General features: G+C 61.9%; 22 protein-coding genes. 11 read left to right on the forward strand and 11 right to left on the reverse strand.

Features of this window, described 5'->3' with window-relative positions:
- Nucleotides 1-13: 13 nt before the first annotated feature.
- From N2597_RS19295 to N2597_RS19320, 6 genes are all read right to left on the reverse strand, one after another.
- Nucleotides 14-601, reverse strand: a complete 588-nt coding sequence (locus N2597_RS19295) for a DUF2585 domain-containing protein (RefSeq protein ID WP_096762054.1) — start codon at nucleotides 599-601, stop codon at nucleotides 14-16.
- Nucleotides 598-1,242 (reverse strand): septation protein A, encoded by a 645-nt coding sequence (locus tag N2597_RS19300; protein ID WP_096762055.1) that lies wholly within the window; start codon nucleotides 1,240-1,242, stop codon nucleotides 598-600. The genes N2597_RS19295 and N2597_RS19300 overlap by 4 nt, the downstream gene beginning before the upstream one ends.
- A 78-nt stretch (nucleotides 1,243-1,320) precedes the next feature.
- Nucleotides 1,321-2,898 (reverse strand): signal recognition particle-docking protein FtsY, encoded by a 1,578-nt coding sequence (ftsY, locus tag N2597_RS19305; protein ID WP_183597787.1) that lies wholly within the window; start codon nucleotides 2,896-2,898, stop codon nucleotides 1,321-1,323.
- Between the two features lie 16 nt (nucleotides 2,899-2,914).
- Nucleotides 2,915-4,186 (reverse strand): tRNA (N(6)-L-threonylcarbamoyladenosine(37)-C(2))-methylthiotransferase MtaB, encoded by a 1,272-nt coding sequence (gene mtaB, locus N2597_RS19310; protein ID WP_183597789.1) that lies wholly within the window; start codon nucleotides 4,184-4,186, stop codon nucleotides 2,915-2,917.
- Nucleotides 4,183-5,088, reverse strand: coding sequence for a diaminopimelate epimerase (gene dapF / locus N2597_RS19315; protein ID WP_183597791.1), 906 nt, complete (start codon nucleotides 5,086-5,088; stop codon nucleotides 4,183-4,185). The genes mtaB and dapF overlap by 4 nt, the downstream gene beginning before the upstream one ends.
- A gap of 111 nt (nucleotides 5,089-5,199) precedes the next feature.
- Nucleotides 5,200-5,424, reverse strand: coding sequence for a hypothetical protein (locus N2597_RS19320; protein ID WP_097605907.1), 225 nt, complete (start codon nucleotides 5,422-5,424; stop codon nucleotides 5,200-5,202).
- A 400-nt stretch (nucleotides 5,425-5,824) separates the two neighbouring features.
- On the opposite strand from N2597_RS19320, the gene ffh reads away from it, so the two are divergent.
- The 9 genes from ffh to leuC all read left to right on the forward strand — a co-directional run bounded on the left by ffh (nucleotide 5,825) and on the right by leuC (nucleotide 13,722).
- Nucleotides 5,825-7,408 (forward strand): signal recognition particle protein, encoded by a 1,584-nt coding sequence (gene ffh, locus N2597_RS19325; protein WP_183597793.1) that lies wholly within the window; start codon nucleotides 5,825-5,827, stop codon nucleotides 7,406-7,408.
- A gap of 16 nt (nucleotides 7,409-7,424) precedes the next feature.
- Nucleotides 7,425-7,745 (forward strand): chorismate mutase, encoded by a 321-nt coding sequence (locus N2597_RS19330; RefSeq protein ID WP_009994364.1) that lies wholly within the window; start codon nucleotides 7,425-7,427, stop codon nucleotides 7,743-7,745.
- A 48-nt stretch (nucleotides 7,746-7,793) separates the two neighbouring features.
- On the forward strand, nucleotides 7,794-8,165 hold the full coding sequence (gene rpsP, locus N2597_RS19335) for a 30S ribosomal protein S16 (RefSeq protein WP_009994363.1): 372 nt from the start codon (nucleotides 7,794-7,796) through the stop codon (nucleotides 8,163-8,165).
- Between the two features lie 114 nt (nucleotides 8,166-8,279).
- The gene (gene rimM, locus N2597_RS19340; RefSeq protein ID WP_077992451.1) at nucleotides 8,280-8,849 is read left to right on the forward strand and encodes a ribosome maturation factor RimM; all 570 of its coding nucleotides are present in this window, start codon (nucleotides 8,280-8,282) and stop codon (nucleotides 8,847-8,849) included.
- Complete coding sequence (trmD, locus tag N2597_RS19345) at nucleotides 8,849-9,550, forward strand: tRNA (guanosine(37)-N1)-methyltransferase TrmD (protein WP_009994360.1); 702 nt, start codon at nucleotides 8,849-8,851, stop codon at nucleotides 9,548-9,550. The genes rimM and trmD overlap by 1 nt, the downstream gene beginning before the upstream one ends.
- A 212-nt stretch (nucleotides 9,551-9,762) precedes the next feature.
- Complete coding sequence (gene rplS, locus N2597_RS19350) at nucleotides 9,763-10,299, forward strand: 50S ribosomal protein L19 (protein WP_038691862.1); 537 nt, start codon at nucleotides 9,763-9,765, stop codon at nucleotides 10,297-10,299.
- 138 nt (nucleotides 10,300-10,437) lie between these two features.
- Entirely contained in the window at nucleotides 10,438-11,235 is a 798-nt protein-coding gene (locus N2597_RS19355) for a transporter substrate-binding domain-containing protein (RefSeq protein WP_038691865.1), read from the forward strand.
- A 16-nt stretch (nucleotides 11,236-11,251) separates the two neighbouring features.
- On the forward strand, nucleotides 11,252-12,067 hold the full coding sequence (locus N2597_RS19360; protein WP_183597795.1) for an amino acid ABC transporter permease: 816 nt from the start codon (nucleotides 11,252-11,254) through the stop codon (nucleotides 12,065-12,067).
- Between the two features lie 245 nt (nucleotides 12,068-12,312).
- Nucleotides 12,313-13,722 (forward strand): 3-isopropylmalate dehydratase large subunit, encoded by a 1,410-nt coding sequence (gene leuC / locus N2597_RS19365; RefSeq protein WP_038691868.1) that lies wholly within the window; start codon nucleotides 12,313-12,315, stop codon nucleotides 13,720-13,722.
- Between the two features lie 104 nt (nucleotides 13,723-13,826).
- Here the strand turns inward: leuC and N2597_RS19370 are convergent, their stop codons facing one another.
- Together N2597_RS19370 and N2597_RS19375 are read right to left on the reverse strand one after the other, a co-directional pair.
- Entirely contained in the window at nucleotides 13,827-14,657 is an 831-nt protein-coding gene (locus N2597_RS19370) for an aldo/keto reductase (RefSeq protein ID WP_183597797.1), read from the reverse strand.
- Nucleotides 14,658-14,840: 183 nt separating this feature from the next.
- Nucleotides 14,841-15,389 carry a L,D-transpeptidase family protein gene (locus N2597_RS19375; protein WP_009988317.1) on the reverse strand — a complete coding sequence of 183 codons (549 nt, stop codon included), beginning with the start codon at nucleotides 15,387-15,389 and terminating at the stop codon, nucleotides 14,841-14,843.
- Nucleotides 15,390-15,529: 140 nt separating this feature from the next.
- On the opposite strand from N2597_RS19375, the gene N2597_RS19380 reads away from it, so the two are divergent.
- The gene (locus N2597_RS19380; RefSeq protein WP_011427159.1) at nucleotides 15,530-16,213 is read left to right on the forward strand and encodes a response regulator transcription factor; all 684 of its coding nucleotides are present in this window, start codon (nucleotides 15,530-15,532) and stop codon (nucleotides 16,211-16,213) included.
- A gap of 225 nt (nucleotides 16,214-16,438) precedes the next feature.
- Nucleotides 16,439-16,894, forward strand: a complete 456-nt coding sequence (locus tag N2597_RS19385) for a cyclic nucleotide-binding domain-containing protein (protein ID WP_038691875.1) — start codon at nucleotides 16,439-16,441, stop codon at nucleotides 16,892-16,894.
- Nucleotides 16,895-16,898: 4 nt separating this feature from the next.
- Here N2597_RS19385 and N2597_RS19390 read toward each other — a convergent pair whose 3' ends face one another.
- The 3 genes from N2597_RS19390 to N2597_RS19400 all read right to left on the reverse strand — a co-directional run bounded on the left by N2597_RS19390 (nucleotide 16,899) and on the right by N2597_RS19400 (nucleotide 21,422).
- Complete coding sequence (locus N2597_RS19390) at nucleotides 16,899-17,702, reverse strand: exodeoxyribonuclease III (RefSeq protein WP_077992233.1); 804 nt, start codon at nucleotides 17,700-17,702, stop codon at nucleotides 16,899-16,901.
- Nucleotides 17,703-17,932: 230 nt separating this feature from the next.
- Nucleotides 17,933-18,601 (reverse strand): outer membrane lipoprotein carrier protein LolA, encoded by a 669-nt coding sequence (locus N2597_RS19395; protein WP_183597799.1) that lies wholly within the window; start codon nucleotides 18,599-18,601, stop codon nucleotides 17,933-17,935.
- Nucleotides 18,602-18,740: 139 nt separating this feature from the next.
- Nucleotides 18,741-21,422 (reverse strand): FtsK/SpoIIIE family DNA translocase, encoded by a 2,682-nt coding sequence (locus tag N2597_RS19400; RefSeq protein WP_096762066.1) that lies wholly within the window; start codon nucleotides 21,420-21,422, stop codon nucleotides 18,741-18,743.
- Nucleotides 21,423-21,579 lie beyond the last annotated feature (157 nt).

Raw genomic sequence — 21,579 nt, forward strand, 5'->3', positions numbered from 1 at the left:
CAAGGCGGAGGGCCTATAGCCCACCCTGCCAGACTTTGATCGCCTCCACCGGCCAGATCAGCATCACCACGTTGAGCGTCAGATTATCGCGGATCACGTAACCGGTGAAAATCTCGAAGAAGATGGCAATCGCCACCGTCAGCGCCACCGGCGCGCGCCAGGCGAAGAAGAAGCCGAGGCACATGAAGACGGTGTCCATCGCCGAATTCAGGATGCTGTCGCCGTAATAATCGAGCGCGATCGTCGCCGTGCGGTAGCGGTCGATGATGAGAGGCGAATTTTCCAGGAGTTCCCAGGCGGATTCGATGAACAGTGCCATGAGCAGCTTTGCCGCCAGCGGCTTGCGGCGCAGGATCAGGTGGCCGAGCCCATAGAACAGGAAGCCATGGATGATGTGCGATGGCGTGTACCAGTCCGACAGATGCTGCGAATTGCCGCTGGTATTGACCCCACCCTCCCACAGCTTCACGTAACCGCAGGCGCAGATCGGCAAGCGGCCCATCAGATATTCGGCGATAATCTGCGCGATGAGCACCGTGAAGCAGGCGACCAGCCAGAAGGTCTGGTGCCTTATCCGATAATCGGCATCTGCAGCGCTCACTTTTCACCGCCCGTTTCGGGAGCAAGACTGTGCTTGAGCACCAGCGGCATCTGCGCCAGCGTGAAGATGATGGTGATCGGCATCGTGCCCCAGACCTTGAAGGCGACCCAGGTATCGTCCGAAAAATTGCGCCAGACGACTTCGTTCAGCACGGCGAGGAACAGGAAGAAGACGCCCCAGCGGATCGTCAGTTTGCGCCAGCCTTCGGCATCGAGCTGGAAGGCGGCATTGAAGACGTAACCGAGCAGCGACCTGCCGAAAGCCAGCCCGCCAAGCAGGGCGACCCCGAAGAGCGCATTGACGATGGTCGGCTTCATCTTGATGAAGGTCTCGTTCTGCAGCCAGATCGACAGCGATCCGAAGATGACGACGACGATGCCTGAGACGAAGGGCATGATCGGCAGATGGCCGAGTACGACCTTGGAAACGAAAAGCGAAACGACCGTCGCCGCCATGAAGAGCGCGGTCGCGACGAAGAGCGGGCCACCCAGTTCGGAAAGGGCCGGAAATTTCTCCACCAGCCACTGGCCGCGCAGATTGGCGAAGAAGAAGATCATCAGCGGCCCGAGTTCCAGCGCCAGTTTGAGCATCGGATGATGGCGGTCGGCCGCGCTCGGGGTGATATCGCTTTCGGTGGTCATGCGTTCTTCGAACCTGCTATTTCTAAAAATTCGTTTCCCGACCGTCCCTTGCAGGTCTTCGGCGGCTTATCTGTGGCATCATTGGGGAAGCCCGGCAATGGCGTGGGCGAAATCCTCGGCCTCGAACGGCTCGAGATCGTCTACCCCCTCGCCGACACCGATGAAATAGACCGGCAGCTTGTGCTTGGCGGAGATCGCGACGAGAATGCCGCCGCGCGCCGTGCCGTCGAGCTTGGTCATGATCAGCCCATTGACGCCGGCGACATTGCGGAAGATCTCGACCTGGCTCAGCGCATTCTGCCCCGTCGTGGCGTCGAGCGTCTGCAGCACCGTATGCGGCGCGTCGGGATCGAGCTTGCCGAGCACCCGCACGATCTTCTCGAGCTCGGCCATCAGCTCGGCCTTGTTCTGCAGGCGGCCGGCGGTATCGACGATCAGCACGTCGCATTTCTTCGCTTTCGCCTGCTCGAAGGCGTCATAGGCAAGACCGGCCGCATCGGCGCCAAGCTTGGTGCCGACGAATTCGGATTTGGTCCGCTCGGCCCAGATCTTCAACTGCTCGATCGCCGCCGCGCGGAACGTATCGCCGGCCGCCAGCATCACCTTCAGCCCGGCGCCGGAAAGCTTCGCCGCCAGTTTGCCGATCGTCGTGGTCTTGCCGGTGCCGTTGACGCCGACGACGAGGATGACATGCGGCTTATGTGAGAGATCGAGCTGCAGCGGCTTGGCGACCGGCTTCAGAACCTTGGCGATCTCGGACGCCATGATGCGGCTCACATCCTCGCCGGTGACGTCCTTGCCATAGCGCTCGGAGGCGAGCGTATCGGTGACGCGCAGCGCCGTCTCGACGCCGAGATCGGCCTGGATCAGCAGGTCTTCGAGATCCTGCAGCGTCTCGTCGTCGAGCTTGCGCTTGGTGAAGAGCGCAGTGATCTGGTTGGTGAGCTGCGAGGAGGTGCGCGCAAGCCCGTTGCGCAGCCGCTGGAACCAGCTGAGTTTCGGCTGGAGGACAACGGGCTCTGGTTCAACGGTCTTCGGGCCGGTGGCGAAACCTTTGGGGAGAATCGGCTCGACGGCTGGCGCTGGCTCTATCGGCTCCGATGGCGGCAGGGGCGTTTCGACGGAAAGCTCGCGATCTGTGACTTCCCCCCCTACCCTGCCGGGCGTCCCCCCCACAGGTGGGGGGAAACTCGCGGCGATGTCTTCCGCCACATTGGCTGATTCATCCGAAGCAGCGGCCTCACTCTCCACATCTGCAGGCGCACTCTCCACATCCATTGTCTGGCGGGCGGCATCCAATTGCTCAGTCCCCCCACCTGTGGGGGGGACGCCCGGCAGGGTAGGGGGGGTATCTTGCTCGGCTTCCGCCTCGGCCTCCAGTAGCGACAACGGCACGACGCCCACTTCGCCCAGATGATCGGCCGGCGGCAGCACTTCCGTTTCTGCCGCGACAGGTTCCGGCTCTCCTGCCGCTTCATCAATATCCGCCGCCGGTCCACCCGCCGTAGCCATCTCCTCGGGAAGAACCGGATCGTCGGCGACCGGCAGGTCTTCGTCGCGCGAGCGCGGCTCAAGTTCCCTTTCCACGGCATCGGGCACGGGCTCTTCAGCCGGCTTGCCGAAGGTGAAGACCTTTTTGATGAAACTGAGCGCCATGGGGATTCCGTGAAAGTCAGGCCGCTGCGGCCATCAATTGCATGTCGAGATGCTTGCCATTGTGGCCGGTGATGGTGGCCGACACAAGTTCGCCAGGGCGAAGGCCGGCGGCTGCGACCAGCGTGAAGTTCTCCGTATGCGCCAGGCCGTTGTTTTCGACAAGCAGCCATTGCCGGGTTCCGACCATGCCGTCGAGATGGGATTGATGGAGCTTATGTCCAGTGGCGCGCAGCCGTGCGGCGCGATCCTTGACCAGCGACCGGTCAAGCTGCGGCATGCGGGCGGCCGGCGTGCCGGGACGCGGGCTGTAGGGGAAAACATGCAGATGCGCGATGCCGGCCTCTTCGGCGAGCCGCACGGCATTGCCGAACATTTCCTCGGTTTCCGTCGGGAAGCCGGCGATCATATCGGCGCCGAAGCTCATTTCGGGGCGCAGACGGCGTGCATCCTCGATGAAGCGCAGCGCATCGGCGCGCGAATGCCGGCGCTTCATCCGCTTCAGGATCATGTCGTCGCCATGCTGCAGCGACAGATGCAGATGCGGCATGAAGCGCGGCTCGTCGGCGATGAGGTCCATCAGATGGGCATCGACCTCGATGCTGTCGATCGACGAAAGCCTGAGCCGGCGGATGTCCGGAAGCTGTTTCAGCAGCGTCTTCGCCAGAAGCCCGAGCGTCGGCATCCCCGGCAGATCGCCGCCATAGCTGGTGGCATCGACGCCGGTCAGGACGATCTCGCGATAACCGCTGTCGGCGAGCTTGCGGGCTTGGTCGACGACGGCCCCCATCGGCACGGAGCGGGAATTGCCGCGGCCATAGGGGATGATGCAGAAGGTGCAGCGGTGGTCGCAGCCGTTCTGCACCTGGATGAAGGCACGCACATGGCCGTCGATGTGCCTGACCATCTGCGGCGCCGTCGCCTTGACGCTCATGATGTCGTTGACGCGCAGCTTCTCCTGAGCCGAAACGCCGAAATCCGGCAGGCTGCGATAGGAAGCGCTCGCAAGCTTCTCCTCGTTGCCGAGCACGGCATCGACCTCCGGCATGGCGGCGAAAGTTTCTTTTTCCGTCTGCGCGGCGCAGCCGGTGACGATGATGCGGGCATGCGGATTGTCGCGCCGTGCCCGGCGGATCGCCTGACGGGCCTGGCGCACGGCCTCGCCGGTCACCGCGCAGGTATTGACCAGGACGGCGTTGTTGAGCCCGGCCTTCTCGGCCTGCGCCTTCATCACTTCGGATTCATATGTGTTGAGGCGGCAGCCGAAGGTAATGACCTCGATGCCGCTCACTGCGCCTCCGCCCCTCGGGTATCATCGCGCGACCAGAGGCCGGTCGAAGGATCGAGCCTGCCCGACCACTCCCATTCGGCCGGGCCGGTCATGATGACGTGATCGTCGCGCTCGCGCCATTCGATCGAAAGTGTCGCCGGCGGCTTGGCGCTCGCGACATTGATCGTCACCGTGCGGCCGGTGCGGCCGGTGCGCGCGGCACTGACGGCGGCAGAACAGGCGGCCGAGCCGCAAGCAAGCGTCAGGCCTGCACCGCGCTCCCAGGTGCGCGTCGTCATCGATGTCGGCGAGGTCACCTGCGCGAGCGTGATATTGGCGCGCTCGGGAAACATCGGATGGTTTTCCAGCAGCGGCCCGAAGCGGGCGAGATCATAGGACATCACGTCCTTGTCCACCCAGAAGATCGCATGCGGGTTGCCCATCGACATGGCAGATGGCGAATGCAGCACCGGATTGTCGATCGGGCCGATTTGCAGCTCGATGCGGCTGGTGTCGTGGAATTCTTCCGAGAGCGGGATCCTGTCCCAATCGAAAACCGGCTTGCCCATATCGACGGAGATCGTCCCGTCCTCGTGCTCGACGGCGTTAAGAATGCCGGCGACCGTCTGGAAGGTGAAGGCCTTCCGGCCGGTCTCGGCGGCAAGCGCCTGCACGACGCAGCGTGTGCCGTTACCGCAAGCCTGTGCCTTCGAACCATCGGAATTCAGGATATCGATGAAGGCATCGGTGCCATCGGCCTTCGGATCATGGATCGCCATGATCTGATCGAACTCGGTCTCAGGATCGGCATTGAGCGCGACAGCCGCCGCTGCCGTTACCTTATCCGGCCGGCCACGCATGTCGACGACCAGGATCTTGTTGCCAAGCCCGTTCATCCTCGCGAATTCGACCGTTGCGCTCATGGTATATTCCGTCCGTGTTTCCGCTGTATATGGCGGAAATGCGAAGGAATTACCAGTGGGTGAGTACCGCGCGGACGCCGCAGCCGGCTGAGCCCCGAAACCGTCCGGCTTCTACCGCTGCCCGCCTTCGGCTTCGAAAGACGCCGCATGCGCTTCGACGATGGCGGCGGTGATGACCTTTCTCAGCTCGTAGACCAGGGAGCGGGAGCGCTTGCGATCCAGATCCTGTGCCGCCTTTGCGAGACTAAGGCCTTCGTTCAGAACAATATGATGAGCCCGCGCCAGTGCCCAGCTCTCAATATCAGCATTGATCATTCGATATCTCCGCCGGATCATCCGGCATCAAGGATATTCACGAATCATTTTACAGGATGCACTTAAGTAGAAAGTAGAATCATAAGTGGAATATTTTGCAACTGGGATCTATCGCGAATTGGGGCCGTCAGCCGGAATTTTTACTGTGAAATATACCCTAAAGGGCGTCCGAAACCTCCGCCGGGCGGTCATCCCACGCATTCGCCTTGACTTTCGCGCCGCTTTCCTGTTTATCGCGCCCAATCCGCGACGAGCCGCATGACTCCGAGCCGCCGACCGGGACCTGAGATCCCGGAGGTCAACACCCGACAGCGCGATGCGCCCTCGGGTGCTTTTTGGCTTTGCGTCTTGTTTTCGTCACGGAAAAGCACGACGTTTCCGGGCAGATCGAACCCGCCCGAAACGTATCAAGGAAGAGCCGATGTTTGAAAACCTCCAGGACCGTCTTGGATCCATTCTGAATGGACTGACAGGCCGTGGCGCGCTTTCGGAAGCCGATGTTTCCGCAGCGCTGCGCGAGGTTCGCCGTGCGCTGCTGGAGGCCGACGTCGCGCTCGACGTGGTGCGTTCCTTCACCGACCGCGTGCGTGAAAAGGCCGTCGGCGCCGAGATCCTGAAGTCGATCAAGCCCGGCCAGATGGTGGTCAAGATCGTCCATGACGAGTTGATCGAGATGCTGGGCGGCGAAGGCGTCGGTATCGACCTGCATGCGCCCGCCCCCGTCGTCGTCATGATGGTCGGCCTGCAGGGCTCGGGCAAGACGACGACGTCAGCCAAGATCGCCCATCGCCTGTCGACGCGCGAGAAGAAGAAAGTGCTGATGGCGTCGCTCGACACGCGCCGTCCGGCAGCCCAGGAGCAGCTTCGCCAGCTCGGCGCCCAGGCCAGCATTGACACGCTGCCGATCATCGCCGGCCAGTCGCCGACCGATATCGCTGCCCGTGCGGTGCAGGCGGCCAAGCTCGGCGGCCATGACGTCGTCATTCTCGACACCGCCGGCCGCACCCATATCGACGAGCCCTTGATGGTCGAGATGGCCGACATCAAGAAGCGTTCGAACCCGCATGAAATCCTTCTGGTCGCCGACAGCTTGACCGGTCAGGATGCCGTCAACCTCGCCCGCAATTTCGACGAACGCGTCGGCATCACCGGCCTCGTGCTGACCCGCATGGACGGCGACGGCCGCGGCGGCGCCGCCCTTTCGATGCGAGCCGTCACCGGCAAACCGATCAAGCTGATCGGCGTCGGCGAGAAGATGAGCGAGCTTGAGGAGTTCCATCCTCGCCGCATCGCCGACCGCATTCTCGGCATGGGCGACATCGTCTCGCTCGTCGAGCGCGCGGCGGAAAATATCGACGCCGAGAAGGCGGCCGCCATGGCCGCCAAGATGGCCAAGGGCAAGTTCGATCTCGACGACCTCGCCGACCAGCTGCGCCAGATGCAGAAGATGGGCGGCATGGGCGGCATCATGGGCATGATGCCCGGCATGGCAGGCATGAAGGACAAGATGGCCGCCGCCGGCCTCGACGACAAGCTTTTCGGCCGCCAGATCGCCATCATCCAGTCGATGACCAGGGCCGAGCGCGCCAATCCCGACCTGCTCAAGCATTCGCGCAAGAAGCGCATCGCCGCCGGCTCCGGCACCGATGCCGCCGCCATCAACAAGCTTCTGAAGATGCACCGCCAGATGGCCGACATGATGAAGATGATGGGCGGCAAGGGCAAAGGCGGCATGATGAAGCAGATGATGGGCGGCCTTGCCGGCAAGATGGGGCTTGGCGGCTTAGGCGGCATGGGCGGCGGCATGCCCGATCTCTCGAATATCGACCCGAAGCAGCTCGAAGCCCTGCAGAAGCAGGCCGAAGCAGCGGGGCTTGGAAAGCCGGGTGGGGGTATGCCCGGTCTCGGCGGTCTGCCGGGTGGTTTGCCGGGCCTCGGCGGCGCCAAGCTGCCGGGCCTCGGCGGTGGTTTCCCGGGATTGCCCGGCTTGCCGAAGAAGAAGTGAAAGGATCGTTTGCCCCATGATTGATCCAGACGTCAAAGCCCAGCTCGCGAGCTACCGTCAGTCGATCGACAACATCGACGCCGCTCTCGTGCACATGCTGGCCGAACGCTTCCGCTGCACCAAAGAAGTCGGCGTGCTGAAGGCCAAATACAACCTGCCGCCGGCCGATCCGGCGCGCGAGGAATACCAGATCGAACGCCTTCGCCAGCTGGCGAAAGCCGCCAATCTGGACCCGGATTTCGCCGAGAAGTTCTTGAACTTCGTCATCAAGGAAGTCATCCGGCATCATGAGCAGATCGCTGCGGATCACGCTGAACAGAGCGCCACAGCCCGATAACCATACCGCTTAACGAAGCGGTCAAGAAAAGCCTAAGGAGTAAAGAACATGGCACTGAAAATTCGTCTCGCCCGCGGTGGCTCCAAGAAGCGCCCGTATTACCACGTCGTTCTCGCCGATGCGCGCAGCCCGCGTGACGGCCGCTTCCTCGAAAACCTCGGTTCCTGGAACCCGATGCTCGCCAAGGACGACGAGAAGCGCGTTCAGCTGAACGCCGAGCGCATCAAGCACTGGATCGAAAACGGCGCGCAGCCGACCGACCGCGTCCTGCGCTTCCTCGATGAAGCAGGCGTTGCCAAGCGCGAAGCCAAGAACAACCCGGTCAAGGCAAAGCCCGGCAAGCGCGCCCAGGAACGCGCCGCCGAAAAGGCGCAGAAGGCCGCTGACGCCGCCGCTGCTGCTGCCGACGCCGCGGAATAATCGGGACCTTCCCCAGTCGAACGGGCGGCATGGCGACATGCCGCCGTTTTCATTTCCAATTACCCGCACTTCGTTTATGAGAAGCCTGTCTTCCGGCTTCACATGAAGGAACCCATGACAAAGCTTGAAAACCCCGTTCTGATGGCGACGATCGGCGGCGCACAGGGCCTGCGCGGTGAAGTGCGCGCCAAGGCCTATACGGCCGATCCGGCCGCGCTCGGCGACTACGGCCATCTGCACAGCATGGACGGACGCAGCTTCGAAATCCTCGAAATCCGCGAAATGAAGAACGTCGTCGTCGTCCGGTTCCGCGGCATCAACGACCGCAACGCCGCCGAGGCGCTGAACGGCCTGGAACTCTACATCGAGCGCGACAATCTGCCCGACGAGGAGCTGGAGGACGACGAGTTCTACTATGCCGATCTCGAAGGACTCGAGGCACGGGACGACCAGGGCGTCAGCTACGGCACGGTCACCGGCGTCTTCGATTTCGGCGCCGGCGATCTCCTGGAACTCAAGGGTCCAGGCAAGCGCCCGGTGCTGATCCCCTTCTCGGAAGCCTCGGTGTTGGAGATCGACCTCGAAGCCGGTACATTGCTGATCGATCCGCTGGCGGCGGGGCTGATCGACGATCCCGAAGAACTCTCGAAATTCGTTCCCGACAAGCCGAAAAAGAAGAAGTGATGGCTTTCCGGGCAAGCGTGCTGACACTCTATCCGGAAATGTTTCCCGGACATCTGGGCTTTTCGCTCGCCGGCAAGGCGCTGCAGCGCGGGCAATGGTCCCTGGACGCCGTGCAGATCCGCGATTTCGCTACCGATAAACACCGCACCGTCGACGACACGCCCGCCGGCGGCGGTGCCGGCATGGTGCTCAAGCCCGATGTGCTCGCCCGTGCCATCGACAGCACCGGTGAAGACGATACCCGCCCGCGCCTGCTGATGAGCCCGCGCGGACGGCCGCTGACACAGCAGCGCGTGCGCGAACTGGCGGCGGGCGACGGCGTCATCATCGTCTGTGGCCGCTTCGAGGGCGTCGACCAGCGGGTGATCGAAGCGCGGGGGCTGGAAGAGGTCTCGATCGGCGACTACGTGCTGTCGGGCGGTGAGCCGGCCGCACTGATCGTGCTCGATGCGATCGTCCGCATCCTGCCCGGCGTCATGGGCAACAATCTTTCCGGCCTGCACGAAAGCTTCGAAGGCGGATTGCTGGAGCATCCGCATTATACCAGGCCGCAGGAGTGGGAAGGCCGGGAAATCCCCTCCGTCCTGACGTCCGGCAACCACGGCGCCATCGAAAAATGGCGCCACGAGGAGGCGGTGCGGCTGACGCGGGAGCGGCGGCCGGATCTCTTCGAAAAGGTTGAATCCGAGAAAAACGGCTGATTCTCCCCTCCCCTTCACAAAAATACCGTGCGAGGGATGACAAGCTCCGGCCTTTCGTGTATTGGCGCACGCGGAAATGGGGTTAGCCCCGTCTGCCAGCAAACAAAGAATGGCGAATCCGCTCCCGCCCCGAAGGGGCAAAATCCCGAGGCTCGCCCAAGGGATCAGTGCCGAGCGCTCTGGCTGTTTCAGAAGAACCAAAGGTTAAGACGATGAACATCATTCAGCAGCTCGAGGCCGAACAGGCCGCCAAGATCGAAGCCAAGCGCACCCTTCCCGAATTCTCCCCGGGCGACACCGTCCGCGTCAACGTGAAGGTCACGGAAGGCAACCGTACCCGCGTTCAGGCCTATGAAGGCGTCTGCATCGCCCGCTCCGGCGGCGGCCTGCAGGAAAACTTCACCGTTCGCAAGATCTCCTACGGCGAAGGCGTCGAGCGCGTATTCCCGGTCTATTCGCCGCTGATCGAAAGCGTCGACGTCGTTCGCCGCGGTAAGGTCCGTCGCGCCAAGCTCTATTACCTCAGAGACCGTCGCGGCAAGTCTGCCCGTATCGTTGAAGACACCGGCGTCCGCGCCCGCAAGCTCAACGACGCCGAGCGCGCCGCCGTTGCCGAGGAAAAGGCACGCATCGAAGCTGAAAAGGTTGCAGCCGCTCAGGCGCTTGCCGCCGAGAAGGCAGCAGCAGAAGCCGCCGAAGCCAAGGCCGCTGCCGAAGCAGCAGCCGCAGCGGAAGCTGCAGCAGAATAAGATCTGCGCAAAATTCTATTTCTGAAAAGGCGGTCTTCGGATCGCCTTTTCTATTTTTTGCGCGCCCGCGCGGCCGGCGGCCTTGCCTTCCGCAGGTCATCCATGACAGTTTTTGCCGTTCAATCTTGGAGCCGTCTCATGCTGTTTCGCCGCACCGTTCTTGCGGGCTTTGCCGCCCTTGCCCTACTGCCGCTGTCCGCATCGGCTGCCGAACTGCCTGATCTCGGCGGCAAGAGCGTCGTCGTCGTCACCGAGAATGCCTATCCGCCGCTGCAGTTCGTCGATCCGAAATCCGGCAAGGCGATCGGCTGGGAATATGATGCGATGAACGAGATCGCCAAGCGGCTGAACTTCAAGGTCGAATACCAGAACACCAGCTGGGACGCGATGATCCAGGCGGTTTCCGACGGCCAGTACAATATCGGCATGACCGGCATCACCATCAAGGACGACCGCAAGCAGAAGGTCGATTTCTCCGATCCCTATATGCGCTCGCAACAGTTCATGCTGGTGCGCGGCGACGAGAAGCGCTTCACCGACGCCAAGAGCTTTGCCGCCTTCAACGACGGCCTGATCGGCGCCCAACCCGGCACATCGCCTTTTTATACTGCCGTCTATGAAATCCTCGATGGCAACGAACAGAACCCGCGCATCAAGCTTTTCGAAACCTTCGGCGCTACCGTGCAGGCGCTGAAGACCGGCGACGTCGACCTCGTGCTGACCGACAGCGTCGCGGCCAAGGGCTATGTCGATTCCTCGAACGGCGGGCTGAAGGTGGTCGGCGAAGCGCTCGGCACCGAGGATTTCGGCTTCATCTTCCCGAAGGGCTCAGATCTCGTCGCTCCCGTCAATGCCGCTATCGCAGCGCTGAAGGCGGACGGCACCTTTGATGCGCTGAACAAGAAGTGGTTCCTCGACTACAAGATGGGCGAATAGTCCCGAGCGATCGCAGATGGCGCCACAACCATCCCTGCGACATGAGAAGGACGACCGTCCCTGGTGGCTGGCCGTCCTTGTTCTGATCGGTCTCGTTCTCGCCGTCGTTATCATCACCAACGACATTTACACCCAGGTCTTCCGGACCGTGGTGAATGGCGCCGGCATTACTGTCTTCGTGACGCTCGTCGCCTTCATGCTGGCGACAGTGCTTGGTCTCGGCATCGCGCTGCTCGGCCTGTCTGACAGCATCGTGCTGCGCCAGATCGCCCGCTTCTATATCGAGATCATCCGGGGCATTCCGATCCTGGTGCTGCTCTTCTACATCGCTTTTGTCGGCGCGCCTGGTCTTGTCGCGGCCTATAACTTAATCATCACGCCGCTGGCGCAGGCCGGCATTGCCGAACCGATCCTCGTGCGCGATCTGTCGCTGATGTGGCGGGCCATCATCGCGCTGATGATCGGCTATTCCTCCTTCATTGCCGAGATCTTCCGCGCCGGCTTCCAGTCGGTCGATATCGGCCAGATAGAGGCGGCCAAATCCCTCGGCCTGTCGCGCTACCGCCGGTTCCGGCTCGTCGTCTTCCCGCAGGCCATCCGGGTCATCTTCCCGCCCCTCTCCAACGACTTCGTCTCGATGGTGAAGGATTCCTCGCTCGTCTCCGTTCTCGGCGTCGCCGACATTACCCAGATGGGCAAGGTCTACGCCTCCGGCTCCTTCCGCTTCTTCGAGACCTATTCGATCGTCACCTATATCTACCTGATCCTGACGATCGGCCTGTCGCTGGCGCTGCGCCGGATCGAGAAGAAGATGAAGCAGATGCCGCGCTGAGCCACATCACGATTCGAATTGCCGTTTCGATCAAAAATTGCTATATCCAGCGCCATGGAATCCAAGTTCAGATGCACTGGCGCGCATATTTTCGTGCTGCAGGATCATTATCGCCTGCCGGCGCGGTTCTTTGCCTGCGTCTCCGGTGCGCTCAACAGCCGACTTCGTTGATCGAATGACGGCCGGCGGAGCCTGATCCGCCTTCTTCCGATTTTCCAAAGCTTCCAATAAACGGACTTAACGCCATGAGCGCACCGCGTACCCTCTACGACAAGATCTGGGACGACCACCTGGTCGACGAACAGGCCGACGGAACCTGTCTTCTCTACATCGACCGCCACCTGGTCCACGAAGTCACCTCGCCGCAGGCCTTCGAAGGCCTGCGCATGAGCGGCCGCAAGGTTCGCGCGCCGGAAAAGACCCTCGCCGTCGTCGACCACAACGTTCCGACATCGCCGGATCGCCATCTCGGCATCAAGAACGAAGAAAGCCGCATCCAGGTCGAGCAACTTGCCAAGAATGCCGCCGAGTTCAACGTCGAGTATTATTCCGAGAACGATAAACGCCAGGGCATCGTGCACATCATCGGGCCGGAACAGGGCTTTACCCTGCCGGGCATGACGATCGTTTGCGGCGATAGCCACACCTCCACTCACGGCGCTTTCGGCTCGCTCGCTCATGGCATCGGCACGTCTGAGGTCGAGCACGTTCTTGCCACCCAGACGCTGATCCAGAAGAAGGCCAAGAACATGCTGGTGCAGGTCGACGGCCAGTTGCCGCACGGCGTCACCGCCAAGGACATCGTTCTTGCCATCATCGGCGAGATCGGCACGGCAGGCGGCACCGGCTACGTCATCGAATATGCCGGCGAAGCGATCCGTTCGCTGTCGATGGAAGGCCGCATGACGATATGCAACATGTCGATCGAAGGCGGCGCCCGCGCCGGCCTGATCGCGCCTGATGAGATCACCTTCGAATATATCAAGGGCAAGCCGCGCGCGCCGAAGGGCGAAGCGCTGGAACAGGCGATCGCCTACTGGAAGACACTGCAATCGGATGAAGGCGCCCATTTCGACCGCGTCGTCAAACTGAACGCCGCCGAATTGCCACCGATCGTTTCCTGGGGTTCTTCGCCTGAAGACGTCGTCTCGGTCCAGGGCATCGTACCGAACCCCGACGAAATCCAGGACGAGACGAAGCGTGCCTCCAAGTGGCGCGCGCTCGAGTACATGGGCCTGAAGCCGGGCACCCCGATGACCGACATCAGCATTGACCGGGTCTTCATCGGCTCCTGCACCAACGGCCGCATCGAAGACCTGCGCGCCGTCGCCAAGGTCGTCGAGGGCAAGACCGTTGCTTCGACCGTCAACGCCATGATCGTTCCCGGCTCCGGCCTCGTGAAGGAACAGGCGGAAGCCGAGGGGCTCGACAAGATCTTCAAGGCCGCCGGTTTCGACTGGCGCGAGCCGGGCTGCTCCATGTGTCTTGCCATGAACGACGACCGCCTGAAGCCGGGCGAACGTTGTGCCTCGACCTCGAACCGCAACTTCGAAGGCCGCCAGGGCTTCAAGGGCCGCACGCACCTCGTCTCGCCGGCCATGGCCGCCGCAGCGGCGATTGCCGGTCACTTCGTCGATATCCGCGAGTGGAACTGATCCGTCCGGCGGAATGAAAGATAGAGCCGCCCGATGCGCCTCAGCGCATCGGGCGGCCTTTTTTATTGCGGCGTCGAGATCGACGGTATTGATCGCACCGGCAATCAAAAAGCCGCCGTCATCGGGTCCGGTCCCATGCGGGCGCTTGCGCTGTCGAGCTTGGCGATCGCCGCCATGTCATCGGCATCGAGCTTGAAGTCGAACACCTGGAAATTCTCCTCGATGCGCGACGGCGTCACCGACTTCGGGATGACGACGAGGCCGCTGTCGATGTGCCAGCGGATAATGACCTGAGCCGGCGTCTTCCGATGTTTCCTGGCGATCTCGCCGATGACAGGGTTCGAGATGAACTGCCCTTGGCCAAGCGGGCTCCAGGATTCAGTAGCGATGTTCAGCTTTTTATGTGCCTCCTGCGCCGCCTTCTGCTGGAAGTCGGGATGCAGCTCGATCTGGTTGATGACAGGAACGACGCCGGTTTCGCCGATGATCCGCTCCAGATGCTCGGGATAAAAATTCGACACACCGATCGAGCGGGCTCGCCCCTCTTCCCTTATGCGCACGAACGCCTTCCAGGTTTCGATGTAGAGGCCGCGATGCGGCGACGGCCAGTGAACGAGATAAAGGTCGACATAGTCGGAGCCGAGCTTCTTCAGGCTGCCGTCGAAGGCACGCAGCGTATTGTCGTAGCCCTGATCGGTGTTCCTGAGCTTGGTGGTGACGAAGATGTCCTTGCGGTCGAGGCCGGAAGAGCGGATGCCTTCGCCGACACCCTCCTCATTGTCGTAACCGGACGCCGTATCGATATGGCGATAGCCGACGGCAATGGCAGTGCGCACAGTCGGCGCGGCAATCTCCTGCGGTGTCTGCCAGACGCCGAGCCCGACCTGTGGAATGGAATGTCCGTCATGGAAAGTGATGATGGGGTGAGCGGTCACAATATATCTCCGGGAGTTTGAAGAATTGGACGAGGCATGAGTTGCGCCCGCCTACAGCGCCGCGCGTCCTTCAGACGCGCAAAGGACGCTGTAGCACTTTGAATGGCGCGGGCGTCCCAGAACGCATCTCAGCCTTAGCGTTCGGTCACCGGAAGGATATAGGCAGCCGCATCCGGAAGACAATCAGACCACCCGGACAATCGTTCCCTTGCGGAGATGCGGCAGGAGGCGGCGCATGTCGCCGAGACTCACCGCCACGCAGCCGGCTGTCGGCTCGTAGCCCGGTCGGATGAGATGGAAGAAGATCGCCGAGCCGCGGTTGCGCGCCCGGCAGGAGATGTTCCAGTCCATCACCAGGCAGATATCGTAAAGCCCGTCGCTGCGCCGCATCTCCTCGTGACTGGCACCGAACGGCGCCCTGACGAGCCGATTGTAGTTGGCATCGCCTGACTGGTCGCACCAGAGCATGCCGGCGCCGATGCGGCGGATGGGAAGCGCAGTGGCGAGCCGGCCGTTCCGCTCGCCGCGCCGGAAGCCTGACAGCAGCTTCATCGATGTGATCGGCGTGGCGCCGTCACCCTCGCGTTTCAGGACGGAGCGGCCGGAGCGGCCGATCGCGGCAGGCACGATGATCGCGCCAAGCCGGACGATCGCGCGGCTCTTTCTCCCCGGTGCCGGGCGCACTACGACCGTCGACGACCTGACCCTCGGCTTGCGCCTTGCTTTTTCCATTTTTCTCGCATGTCTTGCATTGCCTGAGGCTTTGATTGAAATCATATGCAAACATGCCCGGCAACAGCTCCGCCGGCCGATCCTTGCCAAAGCTGCAATTTGGCGTAGGACTAGGAGACCTAACATGAGGACGCAACGGCATGACCGCACGCACCATTCTTCTGGTGGATGACGACGAAGACCTTCGACAGACGCTGACGGAGCAATTGTCGCTTTATGAGGAATTCACGGTTCTGCAGGAAGCCAACGCCGGCAAGGGTGTTGCAACCGCCCGTTCGACGCCGGTCGATCTGTTGATCATGGATGTCGGCCTCCCTGACATGGATGGCCGCGAAGCGGTGAAGCTCCTGCGCAAAGGCGGCTTCAAGGCGCCGATCATCATGCTCACCGGCCATGATACGGATTCCGATACGATCCTCGGCCTCGAAGCCGGCGCCAACGATTATGTCACCAAACCCTTTCGTTTCGCCGTGCTGCTCGCGCGCATCCGCGTGCAGCTGCGCCAACACGAGCAGAGCGAGGACGCAACCTTTACCGTCGGCCCTTATCTCTTTAAGCCGAGCCAGAAGCTGCTGACCACCGACAACGGCCAGAAAATCCGTCTGACGGAAAAGGAAGCGGCAATCATCCGCTATCTCTACCGCGCTGAACAGAAGGTCGTCACCCGCGACGTGCTTCTCGAAGAGGTCTGGGGCTATAATTCCGGCGTCACCACCCATACGCTGGAAACCCATGTCTACCGGCTGCGCCAGAAGATCGAGCGCGACCCCTCAAACGCGGAAATCCTGGTGACGGAAAACGGCGGCTACAAGATCATACCCTAGAACAGGATGATTTTAGGCCGGGCGGCCTGAATCTGAATCCTGTTCTCGATTAAGAGTCAGAGCATGATGTTGCCCGAAAACCGCTCACACTTTTCGGCATCATGCTCTAGAGTATTTTGGTTTCCTCCGAATCACGGGAAATCCTCTATCTCTTTGTTTCCACGCAGTTCCGCACGCAAACCGCTCCGCCGTTTTGTTGGAATTGCTCCAAGGCGAAAAGCCCGCATGGCGCTGACGGACGACATTCACCTGCTCTCGCAGCTTCCGCTGTTCAAGGACATGAGCGAGGACCAGCTGCGACTGATCGCTTTCGGCGCCGACCGGCGCATGATCGCCGCCGGCCAGATGCTGTTTCGCCAGGGCGCGCCGGCCGAGAGCGCCTATGTCGTCTTGAGCGGCAGCCTGGCACTCAGCACCACGAGCAGCGACGGCATGCAGCGGGCCGATGCCGTTGCCGGACCCGGCACGCTGATTTCCGAGCTGGCGCTGGTGACTTTGGTCGAGCGCAAGTTCACCGCGATCGCGCGTGAGGATACGAGCATCATCCGCATCACCCGCGCTCTCTTCCATCGGCTGCTCGAGGAATATCCGGACGCGGCCCGTCTGATTGAAAATCGCATACGCGACAATCTTGCTGAACTTGCTGCCAAGGCCGCAAGCCAGTTTCACCGGTTCAGCTGACTTGTCACAGATCGAAATGCGCCGTCACCGGCACATGGTCCGAGGGCCGGTCCCAGCCGCGCGCTTCCTTCAGGATTTCGATACGCTTGAGATGCGGCCCGAGATCCGATGAGGACCAGATGTGGTCGAGCCGGCGGCCGCGATCGGCCGCTTCCCAGTCCTTGGCGCGGTAGCTCCACCAGGTATAGAGCTTCTCGCTGGCCGGCACGTGCTGGCGCATGAGATCGAGCCAGGCGCCGCGCTTCATCACCTCGAGCAGCCCGTCGGTTTCGACGGGCGTATGGCTGACGATCTTGAGCAGCTGCTTATGCGACCAGACGTCGTGTTCCAGCGGCGCGATGTTGAGGTCTCCCACCAGGATGGCCGAGGTATTGGCCTCGCCATTGGCCTTCAGCAGCTTCATTTCCTCGATGAAATCGAGTTTGTGGCCGAATTTCGGATTGATCGTCCGGTCCGGCTCGTCGCCGCCGGCCGGGACGTAAAAATTATGCAGCCGGATGCGGCGATTGCCGCGTTCGAAGATCGCCGATATGTGGCGGGCGTCGCCGACGCCGCAATAATCCTGCCGGTGATCTTCGGTCAGCGGAATGCGCGAGGCGATCGCCACGCCGTGATAACCCTTCTGACCGTGGATGATGATGTGATCATAGCCCATGGCCCGCAAGGGCGCGGCGGGAAAGAGCTCGTTCGGCACCTTGGTTTCCTGCAGGCATAGGATATCCGGCCTGTGCTTGAGAACGAGCTGCTCGACGATCGGCATGCGCAGCCGTACCGAATTGATATTCCAGGTGGTAATTGAAAAGCCCATGCGGCAAGCCCTTTCCCGCACGCCGGGAAACGGCTTGCTATCATGAAAGGGCTTTAGAACAAAGGCGGACCGGAGGGAACCTGGCCGCGTGCAAAAGCGTCAGGAGATCAACCGAAAAGGCTCAGAGCATGATGCCGAAAAGTGTAAGCGGTTTTCGGGCGACATCATGCTCTAACTCTTTAATAGAACAGGATTCAGATTTTAGGCCTCCAGCCTAAAATCATCCTGTTCTAGTCGCGCGATTGCGGCGTGCCGGGAATACTCTCATAGGGAACCCGGAAGACGCGATCATCGAACTGCACGCCTGTTTTGACGTTGAAGATCATCACCGAAGTGTCCTTGCCCTGATTGTCGGTGATCGTCCACTGACGCAGGTCATAGGTTTTCGGGTCGAACATCATGGTGATGGTCGAGTTTCCGAACACGGTGTTGTTGCCAAGGGCGATCGTCGTCAGATCAGACTCTTCCTTGACGCCCTTCACCATGCCGGCCGACAGGTCGATGCGCTGCGCCAGAAGCAGGCTGAGCGGCGTCTTGGAGAGCGGATAGAGATCCCAGGTCTTGAGCTTGGTATTGCCGATGGCGACGTTCTTGCCGTCGGCGATCACCCGCATCGGCGACGGATCGTCATAGTTGAAGCGCAGCTTGCCGGGGCGCTGGATGAAGAACTTGCCGCCGGTCTGCTCGCCGCGTGGGCCGAACTGCACGAATTCGCCCTGCATCGTCGTGACGCCGGAGAAATGGTCGGCAATCGCCTGCGCCGTGCCGGAGGCGGATGCCGCCGCCTGCGCGCGGGCGCCGAAGGGAATGGCGCTTGCCACCGCAGCCACGGCGAAAGCGCCGAGAAGATCGCGCCGCGTCATCGTCAGGCCGGAGAGGAAGGGATCGGAGTTACGCATCTAAATCTCCTTTATGCGATCTGCATGCTGCCGAAAGGCGGCGTCTTCAAGGCGTTGCGATCGGCCCGCGAGAGGAAACGGCTTTGCTGCGATCGGGTTTCCGCAGTAGCGGCCGTATCTGAAATATATGGCTGTTATCTCAGCGGTCGAGGATGTCGTCTTCTGTGGGAACGAGGATTTCGCGTTTGCCGGCATGGTTGGCCGGCCCGATGATGCCCTCCTTCTCCATGCGCTCGATCAGCGAGGCGGCTCTGTTATAGCCGATGCCGAGACGGCGCTGCACATAGGAGGTCGAGGCCTTGCCGTCACGGAGCACGACGGCGACGGCCTGATCATAGGGATCTTCCGAATCCGAAAGGTTCGACGTGCCGGCCGGTCCGCCGCCGCCATAATCGCCATCCTCGTCGTCATCGGCTGTGATCGCGTCGAGATATTGCGGCGAGCCCTGCGTCTTCAGGTAGGAGACGATCTCTTCGACCTCGACATCCGAGACGAATGGGCCATGCACGCGCTGGATGCGCCCGCCGCCGGCCATGTAGAGCATGTCGCCCATGCCGAGCAGCTGCTCGGCACCCTGTTCGCCGAGGATGGTGCGGCTGTCGATCTTCGAGGTGACCTGGAAGGAGATGCGGGTCGGGAAGTTCGCCTTGATCGTGCCGGTGATGACGTCGACGGAAGGGCGCTGCGTCGCCATGATCACATGTATGCCGGCCGCACGCGCCATCTGCGCCAGGCGCTGGACGGCGCCTTCGATGTCCTTGCCGGCGACCATCATCAGGTCGGCCATCTCGTCGATGATGACGACGATATAGGGCATCGGCCTCAGGTCGAACTCTTCGGTCTCGTACATCGCCTCGCCGGTATGGCGGTCGAAGCCGGTCTGCACCGTGCGCGAGATCACCTCGCCCTTCGACAAGGCCTGTTCGACACGGGTATTGAAGCCGTCGATATTGCGCACGCCGATCTTCGACATCTTCTTGTAGCGCTCTTCCATCTCGCGGACGGTCCATTTGAGCGCGACGACGGCCTTCTTCGGATCGGTGACGACAGGCGAAAGCAGGTGCGGAATGCCGTCATAGACGGAGAGTTCGAGCATCTTCGGATCGATCATGATCAGCCGGCACTGTTCCGGCGTCATGCGGTAGAGCAGCGACAGGATCATCGTGTTGATGGCGACTGACTTGCCCGAGCCGGTGGTGCCGGCGACGAGCAGATGCGGCATCTTGGCGAGATCGGCAATGACGGCTTCGCCGCCGATCGTCTTACCGAGCGCCATGGCGAGCTTGGCCTTGCTGCCGTCGAAATCGCGGGAGGCGATCAACTCGCGCAGGAATACGGTCTCGCGCGTCTGGTTCGGCAGTTCGATGCCGATCGCATTGCGGCCAGGAACGACGGCGACGCGGGCGGCAATGGCGCTCATCGAGCGGGCGATATCGTCGGCAAGGCCGATGACGCGCGACGACTTGATGCCGGGCGCCGGCTCCAGTTCGTAAAGCGTGACGACGGGGCCGGGACGAACATGGATGATCTCACCCTTGACGCCGAAATCTTCGAGCACGCCCTCAAGCATGCGGGCATTCTGCTCCAGCGCGTCGGCCGACAACGTCGAATCGCGGACCACGTTCCTCGGTTCGGCGAGCAGGTGCATCGAGGGAAGCTGAAAACCCTCAGGACGAATGAACGAACCCTGCGCCTCGCGCTCGATGCGAGCGCCGGGTTTTGGACGCGAGATCGCGGGCACGACGCGAGGTTCCGGCTTGCCGACGGCTTTCGCCGGCGCGCGGATCATCCAGTCGTCGTCATCGTCGTCGGGCAGGATATCGGCCGGGCGCGGCGGCATGTCGGTATCGAAGGGCGGATCGTCGTCCTCATCCTCGTCGTCGATGGAAAGCGACGGCGCGGCGACGACGCGCCGCGGCGAAGCCGCCCTCGCCCCCATCGATGGCTCCATCGACGGTTCCATGCGCTCGCCGCGCACGGCCGGCGCCTTGGCGCGCACCGGTTCGTTCAGCGTGCCGAATTCATCATCGTTGAAATCATAGGGTGATTCGAAATCGCCCTGGCGCCGCTTGCGCGGTCCCATGCCGAGGAGCCGACGCAGCCGCCCCTGGCTCATATACCAGGCATGTGTCATCGCGCCGCTGAAAGCGACCCAGCGCGACTCCTCTTCCTCATCTTCGTCTCCGACGACCCGCGCCTTGCTTGTCGTCTCGACGTAATCGTCCTCGATTTCGTCATCAGCTTCGCTGCGGCCGACGAGGCCCGATGCAAACAGCATCATCCAGGCAGTCGGTACGGCAAAGATGCAGCCGACGACCATGGCGAAGGTGCCGGTGGGATAGGCGCCGACGAAGAGCGCGGGAAAACGCAGGATCATATCGCCGACGACGCCGCCGATGCCGTTCGGGATCGGCCAAGTGAGCGGCGGCGGAAAACAGCCGATGACGGCGGAGGAAAGCACCGAACCGGCAAACCAGGCGCCGATGCGGGCGGGAATGCGGCTGAAGCTGCGGCCCGAGATCATCGTCAGCGCCCAGGCGACGATCGGCAGCATCGAAACGACGCTGGCAAGCCCGAGGAACTGCATGACGATATCGGCAAAGGCAGCGCCGCTGTAGCCGAGGATATTCGTCGGCAGGTTGGCGGTGGCATAGGAATAGCTCGGATCCGCGACGTTCCATGTCGCCAGCGCCGCGACGCAGAACGCCAGCAGCAGAAAGATCGCAAAGCCGATGAGCGCCTGGATCTGCCGCAGCATGAATGCCGAGAAGGAGAACCGATCCGGACGGCCATCCATCGCCGGCGACGTGCTTCTTGCCATGTGTCTAACCCGTCCACTGCCTGAGGGCATGCGAATCACCGAAGCTTCGCCATGCCAAAATGCGTCCGCTCTACCTAACCAGAACGGGGTTAAAGCGATATTAACCATGCATGGCTGGACGTGCATTCCGAACAGGGAAATAAAAAAGGCCCGAACC

The sequence above is a fragment of the Rhizobium sophoriradicis genome, from assembly GCF_025200795.1.
In the GTDB taxonomy this organism is placed as follows: domain Bacteria; phylum Pseudomonadota; class Alphaproteobacteria; order Rhizobiales; family Rhizobiaceae; genus Rhizobium; species Rhizobium sophoriradicis.